The following is a 14,996-nucleotide window of genomic DNA, read 5'->3' as shown; positions in this document are numbered from 1 at the left end:
GTCATTTTAAGGGTGAAACATACAGATTTTCTCTGTCGTATTGATAGTTCCTATCATCTGTAGGATTCACATTATTTCCACTAAACCAGCCATTACCAGTGCCATACCACCCCCAGTTCATATGAAAATATATGCGACCAGAACCAAAAGAAGTAGTAGTGGGATTCATATAATTAGGGAATCCACAACTTGAATAACTTGGATTTGTAGAACGGTTTACAAGATACTCCACAAAATAGCTATAGGAACTTCCATATTCTTCCGCACCATCACAAACCCATGCATGCCCTTTCCAAGTTATTCCGATAAAATTTTTCCTGTCACCTGTCATATATACAGGACGTCCTCTAAAATAGATTTCACTTTCTACATCCCACATGTCATGATCCTTTTTAGATACTGCATACCCCATTGCCTCAAAACCTCTTTTGGCATCACCTAAGGAAGCTCCAGATTCGTCTTTACCATATTCCATATTCACGGCTTTACCAATCATCGCTATTAGAGATTGAGATGCAGAAGTCGGTCTATCATTAGCCATACCGCTCCAGTCAAAGGATTGAGGCCATTCATGATACTTCTCAATCTGAGCCATAGCAATGGCAACACAGCCAGCAGGATATTCATTCGGACATAATGCACTATATCCTCCCTCCTGCCCCCATTTTGTATTCATCAAAGGCCCAACTTTTCTGTTATTACTATTATATCCTACTATTGTAAACTCAAGAGGAGAACCATAAAAATTAGCCTTTTCTACAAGACTTTCATAATCTGATTGTGAGAGAAAAGATCTTGCAGAACTTAAAGGACCAAACGAATATCCCGGACACAAAGTATACAATTCGCCTAACCTTTCACGAAACATTGTCCCATCACTATAAGATCAGAAGTAGCATCACGTGTTGTGGCAGGCAGTATTTCGTAAGCCTCCCACATAGAGCGCATATTTGCCAAAGTCTCGGCATTTTGCATATCGCTTTCCTTAATAGCCCAATTTGTTTCATCCATCCAAATAGAAAAGCCACTCTGCTTAGCTTTTTCTATATTGATAGAGTTAGTATCTGAATATGCCAGAATCGGATAGTAATTCTTGGTAGCACCTACTATAACAAAACCACCGCCTTCATAATTTATTATATACATAGAAGGCGTATTGTCTTCACCGTAAACCGTCTTAATATCTTTTACTGTTTTACCAGAAAAGGCATCTGGCTCAATAGAGCCATTTCTTGTTGTCACCGCATCTTTACCATTAGCAGCTAAAAACAAGCCGGCCACCTCTGTGGCTTGACTAACCGGCACAAAGCTTTCATCATTTACAATGTCTACACAATCAGCATCCACTTCTATAGGAAGGGGTTCCATGCTATTCTCACTGCATGAACAAAATGCTGATACAATCCAAGCATACAATAAATACTTTTTCATACGCATTAATTTTTAAAGTTAACAAAAGAGATTATTATAAATATAAGGCAGGCTACGCCTGCCTTATATTTATTTCTTCACCGAAAAGCGATAGATGCAATGACTGTCATACTTTTCTCCCGGCTTCAGCAACGCCGAAGGCCATTCCGGCTTGTTGGGCGTATCGGGATATTTCTGCGTCTCCAAACAGACGGACGCACGATGACCGTACACGATACCTTTCTTTCCGGTCAGTGTGCCATCCAGGAAGTTACCGGCATAAATCTGAATGCCCGGTTCGTTGGTATAGACATCAAGTACAATACCCGTTGAGGGAGATTCGAGGGTGGCACACGGGCGGGTGACATCGCCCTTCGTATTGAGTACCCAGTTGTGGTCATAGCCCTTGCCGTTCTTCAACTGCTCAAAGTCATTGTCGATACGGGCGCCAACAGCAGTAGGAGTGCGGAAATCCATATCCGTACCTTCTACGGAAACAATCTCACCGGTAGTCATGAAGGTACTGTCCACGGGGGTATAAGCATCTGCATCGATAGTGAGCAGATAATCCGAATTGGACTTGGAGGGGTCACCGTCCAGGTTAAAGTAAGAATGGTTCGTCATATTGACAACAGTGGTACGGTCTGTTTCGGCACTGTAACGAATGTCGATGGCATCGTCATCTGTCAGCGAGAAAGTGACCTTGCAGGTCAGGTTACCCGGGAAGCCCTCCTCTCCGTCTTTCGACAGATAAGTCAGTTCCAAAACCTGATTACTCAACTGGCGGGCATCGAACACTTGATATTGGTATCCCTTGGGACCTCCATGCAGGCAATGACCGTAATTGTTGCGCGGCAGCTGATACTCTACCCCATCCACTGTAATCTTACCCTGATTGATACGGTTGGCATAACGTCCGATGGTAGCGCCGAAATCCGAAGGGAACTTGATGTAGTCCTGAATGGAATCGAAGCCCAGCACCACATCACGCATAACGCCATCCTTGTCCGGCACCATCACTGATACAATACGTCCACCGAAATTCGTAATACAAACTTCCATACCATTCTTATTCTTCAAAACAAACAAGTCTGTCTGCTTGCCATCCACTTCCGTACGGAAGTTCGCAGGTTCCAGTCCAGAAGCAGTCTTTTCGCTCGCCTGCTTGCCCGTGCAAGCCGATGCCAATAGCATCACGCTTGCCAACAAAGTCATCATCTTATTCATAAATACAAATATTGGTTACTGTTTAGACTATCATTTTTTCAACAAGAACTGCTCCGCACGTCCCGGAGTGAACAACTCCCACAAAGAAGCAACCGTCCAGCCCGGAGCGAAGATATTGTTGTAATATCCCTTTCCGTTACGTCCGTAATCCCAATTGGTATGCTGCACCACTTCCGGGTAATAGCCTACTTTGGCAATGCCACACATGTGTCCTTCATATGGCAGTAACTGGCGCATGGAAGTGGAAATCACCTCGGCAAAGTCAGAGAAGCGCGGCTCGTTGTACTCCTTGGAGAGCCAATGCAGCACATCGGCAAATTCGAAGATAAATACATCGATATGGTTATTCTCTACCGACACATTTCCCCAACCACGGGTTTTCAAGCCGATATCTCCCAGCATCTGACCTTCGGCAAAAGGAACATCCCAAGTATAATACCACGACAAAGCAAAATAAGCGGCTTTCTTTGCCAGACCGGCATAGTGTGCACGCTCTTCTCCTTTGGTAACCAAAGCCAGATAATAAGCAGCCGTAGCAGCATACAAGGAGGCTTCCTTGTCCTCGCAGTTGGCATCCAGCGTAGAAGAGAAATAATCGGCTTTGGATATCAGTTCCTTCTCCAGATAGTCTACCGTACGCTTGGCGCTTGCCAGATAACGTTTGTCCTTGAAATACTTGGACGCCATCACCAAAGGCAATGTTGCCGAAGGCGTGCTACCACCGCTGGCATCCACGACAGAGAAATCATCCTTGAACTTGCGCGGGAAGCTGCCGTCCTCGTTCTGCAACTTGAGGAAGCTGTCCAGCATGCCCTTGATGCGTTTCTCCCATTCGGGGTGTTTACGCTTCTGCTGTTTCTCGTAGTTCAAATAGTTCAAGATGGCATACACTCCCTCGGACTGACGGCGGATGCTATGTCTGGTTTCCTTGAAGCCGCGGTTGTAGTGTACCACTTCGTTGAAGAAACCGGCAGGCGAAAAACCGTTCTGGAGATAAGTGTCAAAGATATGGTTGGCATTGTCCACCAGGTCTTGGCGGTTCTGCTGTTTGCCATACTCCAAAGCATTGAAAGCGTTCAGCAACGTACGTCCCACAAAGCCCACTTCGGCAACATCGGTATTGGCACAAGTAGCAGTCTCCAACTCTACACCGGAGTAATAATGAGTGGGGGTATTGCTGACATAGCTTTCCACAAAGAAGTTGCTCATCACCTCCTTCATGCGGTCTACCGTGTAAGGTGTGTCAACCGGTTTCGGGCGGTTAGTGTCATAACAATACTCCCAGGTGCGCTGTACGCATTCCGAGAAATCGGCAGCATTCCTTTCGGACACCTCCCAAGTCATGGAGATGCTATCGCCCTTACGCAGCAACTGGAAAGCCTCAACGGCAGGAGCCAGCGTCAATTTGCGGATATATGTCTTCGGTGCTTCCTTATAGGGGAAACCGTATGCCAAGACAGTCACACCATCCACATTGCAGAAACCGGTATATCCGATGGAAGTCTCGCCGGACAAGATTACCTCTCCCTCCTTATGAGTGGTCAAAGCTTCCTTGTCGAACTTGTCAATACGGATAACCGACATGGACGTACCGCTTGCCGGATTGAAAGCTGCCGTCAGCGGAGTGCTCAAACGGTCCTCACGCACCAGCCAACTGTCCGATGTGTGGAAAGAAGGAGCTTCCTTCGGCGAACGCAGGTTGCGGCGATACCAGAAGCCCGGCATGTAGAACTGGCAGTCCGAATGCTTGTAACCGGTCTTTATCTGTTCCCCGTAGTTGAAATACACATTTTCCAGCGCCTTGAGTGTGACGGTAATGCGCTGTTTGCCATCCTTGTCCACCACCTGGCGGATAATGTCCAACGGCAACGTTTCCGAAGCCCGGCAGCTGTACATACCATCCTGCATCTTCTGCAAGGCCAGCGGATATTGCTTGGCATCATTCCCCGGCACTTTTAAGGAAATAGAGGCAGAGATGTCTTCCGGAGCAACATTTGCCGCTCCTGCACCCGTAATGCCTGCCAAAAGCATTACCCCCAAAAACAATCTTTTTAGTCTCATAGTTACATCTGTTTTATTGTTGTTAGAAAAATATCATTCAGACATGAATACATACTTGCCGGAGCCCAATTCGACTACCAGCTTACCGTCAGCCTCCTCCACGGAATGAATCCCCGCCTGACCGGCATCTACCTGTACATGGAAGTCAAGCGGCAGCTTGACCGTAGCGGTTGTATTGGCAGGAATCTCAACGTTCCACTCCAGCTTATTGCCATCACGTTTCCAGGAACTTCCTATTCTGCCATAAGGCGATACATGCGAAGCATTCACATAATTCAGTTTTTCCGGGAATACCGGTTCCATCAGAATCTGCTTGAACCCGACGGAAGCGGGAGTATTCTTTATGCCGGCAAGATCCTCATAGAACCATATCAGCAGATCTCCCAAAAGCATCACATGGTTTCTTGAATTCATCGCCGGATTTGCCGTGTCACCATTCCATAATTCCCAAATGGTGGTTGCACCCTTCTTAATCATGTAGCCCCATGAGGGATAAGTGTCATTGGTCACTATCTTATAGGCAAGTTCCAGTCCACCGTACTCGGTAAGTCCGCGCATCAGATGCTGGATGCCAAGCACACCGGCACTGACATGTCCCTTACAGTCTTTTTCCGTCTTCTCCACGACATTGGCAAATACTTTATCTTCATATCCGTCGGGAACCAGGCCCAGTCTAAGGGAAAGCAGGTTTGCCGTCACCGTATTGTTGTCATACTGTGCAGTCTCAGTATTGAAGAATTTCTTGTTATAAGCGTCCTTGACCTTAATGGCAAGTGCTGCATACTCTTCAGCATCTGCCGGAAGTCCGTTCATTTGCGCGAACTTCTCCATCAGTTGCAGAATGCTGTAAAACACCGTTGTACTCAGCACTTCGCCGTTCGTCTTCCGGGCAGGGTCCTCCGAATGAATCAGCTCCGGCGACTCGGGAGGCATGCACCAATCCCCGTATTCATCCTTCACCAGAATATAGTCCTTCATTTTGGTCTCCGTCATGTGGTTTACCCAGCGCTTCATGGACGGATAGCGCTCTTTGATGGAGCTATCATCGCCAAACTGGCGGTAAAGCATGTCGGCTACGTAAAAATAGGCAGCCGGCCAAGTCACGTCATCATGGAAGATGGTCCAGTAACGGGGAGATACCACAGAGATACTTCCATTTTCATTCATGGACTCTTCTATATCCACCAGCCACTTCTTATACATCAAGGCATTGCCGAAAATGAAACTTTCACCATAGGCACCAGTAGTGCGGTCGCCCAGCCATCCAAGACGTTCATCACGCTGGGGGCAGTCGGTAGGCATACCGCGATAGTTTCCACGGATTCCCCAATAGGCATTCTTGTGAAGTCTGTTAATCAACTCCTCGGAAGTCTCGAACGTACCGTTCGTTGCCATTTCATCATACACCACCTTACCGGTGAAATCATCCGCTACCGGTTCATAGTCCAAACCGGATATTTCCATAAAACGGAAACCATGGTAAACAAACAACGGTTCCCAAACAAACTCACCGTCAGCGGCAGGAGTATAAATATCCGTGACAAGGGCACTGCGCAGGTTGTCAAGATACAGTTCCGTACCATTGTCCTTCAGCACTTCGGCAAAACGCATAGTAATGGGCTTGTCCTTCTTGCCACGCAGTTTCACCTGCTGTATTCCTACCATATTCTGCCCCATATCCACGATATATCTTCCATCACCTACCGATTTAACGGATATTGGCTTTATCTCCTCCATCACCTTCAGACTCGGAGAGAGCTGTGCCACAAGTTTTCCTTTGGGAGCCTCCATCCGTTCGGCCAACTGCCATCCGGAATCATTATAGCCGCTTTCCGTCCATTTACCCAATTCCAAGCGGGCATCGTAATGTTCACCGTCAAATTCGTTGTTCGCAGTTATAGGACCGTGGTTCGTCGCTTTCCAGGAATCATCGCTGACTACCGACACCGTCTCACCATTGTCGTACTCTATATTCAACTGCGCCATGAGACGGGGCAAACCAAAACCTACCATCCCATTGGCGCGCATGGAAAGATAGCGGCCGTTGCCCAGAGCCACGCCTATCGCATTGGTACCGGACTTCAACAAGGGGGTGACATCATAGGTCAGATAAGATACAGAAGCATCGTACCAGGTAGGCAAAGGACCGAATACATCATTTCCAATCCTCTCGCCATTCATATAGCATACGGAAGAGCCTACTCCCGAAACATAAAGGACTGCACGCTTCGGCTGTGACGGCAAATCAAACTCCTTCCGCAGATAACGTGCCGGAAGGATGGTCCGCTCACCGTCCAGTTTCAAGTTTGTACTGTCGTTCAGTCCAATCCAGCCGGCTTTCCAGTCCGAACTGTCCAGCAAAGCCATTGACCAATATTGGATACTACTTTGCGCCTTGTCACCGGTATTTGTCCATACAGTGACACGCCACCAATATTTCTGTCCCGACTCCAAAGGCGCCCCTGCGTACTTCACCAGCACCGATTGGCCAGACTCCACACGACCACTGTTCCATACCAGCCCGGAGCCGGCCTGCAAGCCCTTGTCCGAGTCCGCCACTTCAATCTGATAAGCAGTCTGCATCACATCCTGCTTGTCGGTTACCAGTTGCCATGAGAAACGGGGAGCCGATACAGCCACTCCTTCGGGATTCTTCCGCATTTCAACAGTGGTTTCCTCCACTTTCAAGGAACTGCCACCCGATACTTGACAGCCCATCATCAATAGGGCCAACAAGGAGATTAAAATAGATTTCTTCATACTTGTCAGAATTTCGGTTTCTCCGCTTCCGTGGATGCAACGGAGCCTTCTACCGTCGGCCATCCGTCTTCCCAGCTAATCTTATCCAACATCAATACACGGCCTTCAGGCTTCTTTGTGCTCACCGCATGATAGAAGAACCAGTCATTGCCGGCATTGTCCGTCACAATCTCCGAATTATGACCGGTACCCACAAAGGAATTGCTTTTCTGAATCAGCACTTCGTGCTTGTTATCCATCATGCTACCGCCATTCTTGTCGACATAGGGGCCGAAAAGATTATCTGAACGGCCTACAACAGTAGTGTAAGTACTTTTCAATCCCTCACAACAACTTCCTATGGAAGCAAAGAAGTAGTAATGCCCGTCCTTCTTGTGAATATAGGTACCTTCGTAAGCGGTTCCTGCCACTTGCTGCGGTGTGGCGCCGTCCTTCAGAGAGAGTCCGTCATCAGACAGTTCAATCGCATAGATTCCTCGAAAACTGCCCCAGAAAAGATATTTCTTCCCTCCATCCTCTATATAGAAAGGGTCGATGGAGTTCTGTACATTGATTTCATTGCTGCGGAACATCTTTCCGTGGTCCGTAAAAGGTCCCTCAGGCTTATCGGCAGTAGCACAACCGATGCCGCAAGTTAACTCGCCTCCCCAAACAGACATAGAATAATAGAGCACGTATTTATCACCTATCTTGTTGATGTCCGGCGCCCACAAACCGCCGTTCGGCTCAAAATCAGGCCGCGTACGGTCGGTAAAGGCAGTACCTACATACTCCCAATCCACCAGGTTCCTGGAACGGTGAATCGGCAGATTGCGTATGTCCTCGGTGGCATACAGATAGTAGTATCCGTCATCTCCCTCAATGACAGAAGGGTCTGGCAAACTATAATCTATCACCGGATTGCGATAAACATTCTTCGGCTGTTGTTCTTCCGGTTTATCCTCTTTTGTAGCCGATGACGAGGAACAGGCTATCAGACTGCATAACACTGATAATACAAGAAACTTCTTCATACAATGTATTCTTTTCATTCTTTCATTTTACTTTTCGAGTGATGTACTGCCCAATACCTGCGGACGGATAAGAGAGCCACCGATAGAAACCGTTCCCTGGTCGGAAATGGCAAAATCCTTGATATACGAAGTGCGCGGCTGTACTTTCGTGGAATCCCAATGTGCATGGAAAATGTATTTCCAGCTACCGTCCTTACAGCAGAAGGGTGCTCCATGACCGGTACCCATCAAGCCGTCGGCATGTTGCAGAATCGGATTTCCCTCGTATTTCTTCCACGGTCCCATCGGGCTGTTCGAAGTCGCGTAACCCACTCCGTAGTTCTTGCTTTCAAAGTGATTGGCTGAATAAACCAGATAGTAGACACCCTCTTTCTTCAAAATTGAAGGACCTTCGGCCACCTTAGCAGGCTTGTCCTGCGAAAGTTCCCAAGGCTCTCCCACCTTAATGCACTCCGTCAGCGTTTCCTGCTTAATGCCGGTCAAATCATCGTTCATCTCTGCCACCCAAATAACGTTGCCATCTGTAAAACGCACGAAATAAAGGTAAGGCGTACCGTCATCATCAATGAATAGAGAGGTATCGATACTCTTCTCATCCCATATCGGCTGCTTCACTTCCTGACGGAACGGGCCTTGAGGAACATCTGCCGTTGCCACGCAGATATGCTCCTCGGTGGAGTAGAACAGATAAAACTTCTTTTTCGATTCGATGTAGTAGACCTCCGGCGCCCAGAATCCCCACGTACCGTAGGAATCTGCGGCCGACAACGCCTGGCCTTCACGCGTCCAGTTTTTCAAGTCATCGGAAGAGAAGCAGGCAAAGCCTTCTCCTTCTACCGTACCTCCAGTGCCGTAAGCATAATACTTGCCTTCGTAAAGCATTACGTAAGGGTCGGCAATCGGCAGATAGTCTGATTCTACAACCGTCTTCTCCTTGCATCCTGCAAAGCAAAGACAAAGCAACAGTAGCAATATATAATTCTTTTTCATATCCATCTCTTATTTTACTATTTTGGGCGTCATATAGTCCTTGCTGATTCTCATGCGGTCCACACCGTCCACTTTCTCGAAAGAAACGTCACTGATGTACATGGCACGTGGGTGGATACTACTCTTGTCCTTATGGGCATGGAAAACGATACGAAGCTTGCCTGCCTTGTCTGTGAAGGTGGCACTGTGCCCCACTCCAACCAGTTCTCCGGGTTTCTGCAGCAAAGGATTCTCCTCGTATTTGGTCCAAGTACCCATCAAATCGGTAGCTGTGGCGCAACCTATGCCGTAGAAAGGACTTTCATAGCTATTGGCAGAATAGGTCATATAGTAGAGCCCATTACGCTTAATGACAAACGGGCCTTCATTCACACGGGGCCATACCTCCTCCCATGCCTGAGAGACGTGGATACAAGGGTGCATGGTCTCCTTCTTGATAGTCATGAGGTCTTTCTCCAATTCGGCCACCCAGATGTTGAGCCCGTCGTTGAAACGGTCGAAGAAGAGATAAGGCGTGCCGTCATCATCAATAAACAGAGAGTTGTCAATGCATTTCTCATCGGCAATCATCGGTTCCTTCTTACTTTGGGTAAATGGTCCTGCAGGTGAGTCTGCTGTTGCCACACAGATATGCTCGTCTGCCGAGTAATACATATAGAACTTCCCGTTCACTTCGTAGACCTCCGGTGCCCAGAACCAGCGGTCGGCCCAGACATCCTTCTTCTGGAGCGCCATGCCCTTATACTTCCAAGTTTTCAAATCATCGGAGGTATAGACTTCGATGCCTTCATCCGCATGGGTGCCATAGGCATAGTAAGTGCCATCGTGCAACATGATGAACGGGTCGCCCAAAAGCACCGGCGTTTCAACTCCTTCGACAACAATATCGTCCACATCCTTATAGTCTGAAGAGCAGGACTGGCAGGAAGCCAGCGTGGCCAACAGAAACAGATACATACATATAAAATTCTTTTTCATGATTCTTTCTTAAACAATTGTTATGATGATAAATATTTACTTTCAAGAAGATGTTCCGTTACACCCGTATATTGAACCCTATTCAGTCGTATACTGAATCCTATTCAATCGTATACTGAAATACATTCAGTCGTATACTGAATCACCCCAGTCCATCACACTGATTCACAAGGAAATACAAACACCGGCTTCTATATACATCTTTCATTACATATATACGGAACGGCACATCCCACGATCGCGTCTAATCGCGCCTCTGCCCTACATGATAATACAACGTACCACTATAAACCGGAGAGCCGCCCTCCGAACAGAATCCGATGCGGGATGCAGGGTAGCGTATATCCAAAGCTCCCAGCTCCCTGCCGTCGACAAACAGATACAGCTTGTCTGCACGACGCACGGCACGAAAATTATAGGATTCCTTCCACAATTCATGTACACCTATCTTATAGATATGGCGTTCCAAATCCTCCGCCTCCTTGTTGATGAAGCGGATGCCTTCTGCCTTTACCGGAGTAAAGGTACAATAATTATATGCAGGATGTTCTGCTATCCCCCTATCTTTGTTTTCTATCGGATGCCACTCGCCGCCATTCAGGTATTCTATGTCGAACTTGCCGAACATGTCATCCACAAATTCGGATTTATTGCCTGCTTCGTGACGGTTCAGGTAAAGTGTATCCAACCATGCAGGTGCGGCAAAACGATAACCTTTCTCAATGAAGTCGGTATACTTCACATCCGGATAGAGCGTTTGCAGGCATCCCAACGGGAATTCCTTCTTCCAGGCAGTTTTCCCTTTCTTCACGGCTGTCACCTCAAGCATACGGGTGATGCCATCGAACTGAGCCTTCACATAGTTATCCTTATCCACATAAATCGGATAGCTTCCTGCCTTGTCTTGTCCGGACAAGCCGGACAACTGGAAGCTGAATTCATAATCGTTCAAGAAATCGCCTTTCAACAACTCCTCATTCCCCGAAAGCTGGAAATGCACATCATCGAAGCCGATGGTATAGGTAGCCCCTTCGAACAAGGCAGACTTTGTCTCGTCAAATACTCCGGGAACACCCGCTTCTTCCGTCGGAAGAGCCTCTGCAAAGACATGTTTTCCCGGTGTGGGAATCTCATCCAGCCAAATTTTCAGACAGCCACCATTACGCTCAATGCGCAGATGATGGTACACACCCCAACGGAAATCTTCAGGCAGGGCATAGGATTCCTTATTTTCTTTACCGCCGACAAGTGTACGCAGGTACCAACTCCGGTTCTCGGCATCCAAACCTACATAGGCACAGTTATCTGCATCCTTCCACCAGGCAATGACGCCAGCTCCACCCTCGGTCTTGACTCCCGTCTCGAACAAGTAATCCACGGACGGCTGTACTTGTTGCAACACACCGAACGAAGCTGTCTCGCCTTTGCCTGCAAAGGTAGGCATCGAAGGTTCGGGATGATAACCTGCCGTGCGGGGGCCGGTGATACCATCCACAAACAACGTCTTGTCGAAGAACTGGACACGGTTGATATATTGCCCCCGATGCTCATCGTTCTTGTTTGCCATATAAATCAGCCACCATTCAAATCCGTTGGGGCCTCTCAAAATATTGGGCTGACCGGGAGTCATCAGAATATCATCGGCAATACCGTCTTTCATATCGAACAGAGAAACGTCGAAGAATTGCGAACGTCCCTTGTTTGTTTCTACGGCAAGCAGATTCGTGCCTTCCTTCAAAGCAGCACGCAGCTTCTTGTCCAGGTTCACGATACAATAATCACGCCCCTGCTTCTCGTAGACAAGTGTTCCGTTCAGATAAATCCGGGTATCTCCGTCGTGAGCGACACGCAATGCCAGATTACCGGTTTCGCTACCGGCAGAGAAAGTCTTTCGCAACCATAAGGAGGGCGTATTCCACAAGGTACCCAGATGCCGGGTGGTGGAACCTTTCACTTCACGGGACGAAAAGCCGGTCTCCCCCCTCGCCCAGCCGGAGTCATCGTAGGTCGCTTTTGTCCAATCGCTTCCCGGTTTGCTCTCCGTATAAGCAAACAACGGCTCATACGTGCGGCCATACCGCAATAAATCCACTTGCTTCTCCTCCAGTTGTGTCTGATTGCAGCCTACAACCGGATAGCTATATTTATTACCATTTTGAAAACCTAAAGGAGAGTCTGCCTCAGCAACTCCCAACTGATAATTGCCCCACTCTGTAGAGGTGTGGTTGGCATTATACATCATATAGTAGCGGTCTCTATACTTCATGACCCACGGTCCCTCCGCTACTCTGTTATCCATCGTTTCCCATGTATCCGGCAATGAGGCGAACTGGCACACCGGTTCGCCGGCAAATTCTGCCGGGTTCTTCATTTTACGTCCCCATATGGTATTTCCATCAGTAAAACGTACCATATACATGTATAGTTGTCCATCATCATCTCTGAATATTTTGGGGTCGATACGGTTATCCATCCATGTCTTCTTGTTCGGTTCTGTATAAGCGCCCAAGACATCTTTGCTCTGCGCATGTACAATGTGAACGGCATGCTTGTCCTTTCCCCAATAATTGACTGACCAGTACAAATGAAAATCTCCATTCAGATAGAACATGTCATTGGCATGAATCTGGTCATCTCCGGCTCCGCTGCCTCTGGTCCAGTCATTGTCCATGGATACGACATGGATAGGTTTCCCCCAATGAACCAGGTCATCGGATACATAGAAATCCCCGTTTGTACGGACCCCGCCAATATAATATTTGCCATTATATTTCATTACGCCGGCATCCGCCACTCCCGGAAGTACCGGATTCTGGATGTTCTGCGCAAACAAGCTGCCGCAGCAAGCAAAAGCGAATGGTAATAGTAGTTTTTTACAGACAAGCATATGGTATAAGATTTAAGAAAGAAAAGGCTATGCCGGAAGCATCCTGAATGAGAACAGGCTTCCAGGCATAGCCTTCTTTAGTTATTAATAGTTAGGATTCTGAGTAAGATGTGCAACACCACCTACCGTGCTGTTCATCACTTCATCTCTCGGAATGGGCAAACGTCTGTGCTTACCGACGATGAAGTTATTGAAGTCCTTGTCACGGGCTTTCAGCTCATCAATTCCAGCCTGAGAATCAAGTAATCCCCAACGCTTCAAGTCAGCCCAACGCCAACCTTCGAAACAGAGTTCCAAAGTACGTTCCATCTGCAGGCGCTTGATAAAGGCATCTTTAGAACTCAGGCAGTCTTTCCACTGACTGTCTTTCAACTTGGCCAGACCGGCACGTTCTCTTACCTTATCCACATAAACAGCAGCATCGGCAGGATTAGTACCCGTTTCAACAAGACATTCTGCGTAGTTCATCAAGATATCTGCATAACGCATGATACGATAGTTGTTACGGGCAAAGTAATCTTCTGCATCACGATAGTAAGCAGTATTGTATTTACGTATGTAGCAGTCTTCCGGGTCAGTTCCCCAACCGTCATTCCAATCGGCATTTTCAAATCCATAATATTTCTTCGGTTGATCGGGGAAGTCTTGTGAGAATCCACGGTACAGAATACTACCATACAAACGCAAGTCATTCTTTCCGTCAATACGTTTCTCTTTCAAGAACTCATCTACCAACCAGCGACGTGCCTTACCATCTCCCCAACCTATACCACTCGGAGCATAGAACTGAGTACGCTGGAAACCGAATGCCATACTGGCATCATTACCCGTACCACCCTTGTTTTGGTCATCGAACTGAATTTCAAAGATACCTTCCTTGTTGTTCTCATCCAAGTCAGTGAAATTATCTTCACGATTGGCGATAAGATCGTACAAAGAGCCCTCTTTATCAATCAGCCATTGCAATTGTTCCTTCGCCTTGTCATACTTATGTTGTTGCATATAGGCCTTGCCCAACAATGCTTTGGCAGCGCCTTTGGTGGCACGTCCCAAATTGGCAGCATCCCAAGATTCAGGAAGATAATCCATAGCAAACAGCAAGTCTTTCTCCACTTGATCCCATATTTCCTGCTCGGAAGCGTCTTCCGGAATATAATTGGCATCTTTAGGTTCCAAAGGCATCGTTCCTTTGTCCCACAACAGATTTACCTGAAAATACCACATTGCACGTAAGAAAGAAGCTTGTGCCAATACCTGGTTCTTTGTAGTCTCGTCCATTTCAATATTAGGCACATGACTCAACACTTGGTTGCAACGGAAAATACCTACGTAGAAATGTTCCCAATGTATATTGTTGCCTTCGTAAAAATTATAATTGTTGTAAAGAAAACGTGTCCAGTCACCCAATTCAATCCAAGGAGAAGAACTCCATCCCTCGTCCGAGGTCAAATCGTAGCGAAAAGAGAGCCAACGCATCCAAGTACCTTCCTTATAAAGAAAACTGTAGCAGGCATTTACACCAGCTGTAGCATCTTCCGGCTTATTCCAATAAGTATCGTTGGTCACTTCATTGGGATTATCAATATCCAATAAACTAGAACTGCATCCAGTGCACAATGTCAAGGCACCTGCGAGCATTAATCCATTATATATCTTTTTCATAATTTACA

Annotated in this window: 10 protein-coding genes; all 10 read right to left on the bottom strand. The window is 47.2% G+C overall.

The window, feature by feature from the left end:
* Position 1: 1 nt before the first annotated feature.
* Positions 2–868, bottom strand: a complete 867-nt coding sequence (locus DW896_RS21725) for a C10 family peptidase (RefSeq protein ID WP_229078198.1) — start codon at positions 866–868, stop codon at positions 2–4.
* Positions 850–1,431: a Spi family protease inhibitor gene (locus DW896_RS21720; protein WP_229078197.1), complete on the bottom strand. Its 582-nt coding sequence runs from the start codon at positions 1,429–1,431 to the stop codon at positions 850–852. The genes DW896_RS21725 and DW896_RS21720 overlap by 19 nt, the downstream gene beginning before the upstream one ends.
* Before the next feature lie 69 nt (positions 1,432–1,500).
* Positions 1,501–2,637 (bottom strand): aldose epimerase family protein, encoded by a 1,137-nt coding sequence (locus tag DW896_RS12255; protein WP_117713645.1) that lies wholly within the window; start codon positions 2,635–2,637, stop codon positions 1,501–1,503.
* Positions 2,638–2,667: 30 nt separating this feature from the next.
* On the bottom strand, positions 2,668–4,698 hold the full coding sequence (locus tag DW896_RS12250) for a hypothetical protein (RefSeq protein ID WP_119993295.1): 2,031 nt from the start codon (positions 4,696–4,698) through the stop codon (positions 2,668–2,670).
* A gap of 33 nt (positions 4,699–4,731) precedes the next feature.
* On the bottom strand, positions 4,732–7,458 hold the full coding sequence (locus tag DW896_RS12245; protein WP_119993293.1) for a glycoside hydrolase family 78 protein: 2,727 nt from the start codon (positions 7,456–7,458) through the stop codon (positions 4,732–4,734).
* 5 nt (positions 7,459–7,463) lie between these two features.
* Positions 7,464–8,471, bottom strand: coding sequence for a family 43 glycosylhydrolase (locus DW896_RS12240; RefSeq protein ID WP_035447558.1), 1,008 nt, complete (start codon positions 8,469–8,471; stop codon positions 7,464–7,466).
* Between the two features lie 27 nt (positions 8,472–8,498).
* Complete coding sequence (locus DW896_RS12235) at positions 8,499–9,467, bottom strand: glycoside hydrolase family 43 protein (protein ID WP_117588622.1); 969 nt, start codon at positions 9,465–9,467, stop codon at positions 8,499–8,501.
* A 3-nt stretch (positions 9,468–9,470) separates the two neighbouring features.
* Positions 9,471–10,439, bottom strand: coding sequence for a glycoside hydrolase family 43 protein (locus tag DW896_RS12230; RefSeq protein ID WP_057256598.1), 969 nt, complete (start codon positions 10,437–10,439; stop codon positions 9,471–9,473).
* A gap of 244 nt (positions 10,440–10,683) precedes the next feature.
* Complete coding sequence (locus tag DW896_RS12225; RefSeq protein ID WP_119993291.1) at positions 10,684–13,326, bottom strand: family 43 glycosylhydrolase; 2,643 nt, start codon at positions 13,324–13,326, stop codon at positions 10,684–10,686.
* An 84-nt stretch (positions 13,327–13,410) separates the two neighbouring features.
* On the bottom strand, positions 13,411–14,988 hold the full coding sequence (locus DW896_RS12220) for a RagB/SusD family nutrient uptake outer membrane protein (RefSeq protein ID WP_035447546.1): 1,578 nt from the start codon (positions 14,986–14,988) through the stop codon (positions 13,411–13,413).
* Positions 14,989–14,996: the final 8 nt, after the last annotated feature.

Origin of the sequence: Bacteroides sp. AM41-16, from assembly GCF_003603495.1 — a bacterium.
GTDB lineage: Bacteria > Bacteroidota > Bacteroidia > Bacteroidales > Bacteroidaceae > Bacteroides > Bacteroides uniformis.
Note: the sequence above shows the minus strand (reverse complement) of the source record. Positions and strands in the feature narration are given on the sequence as shown.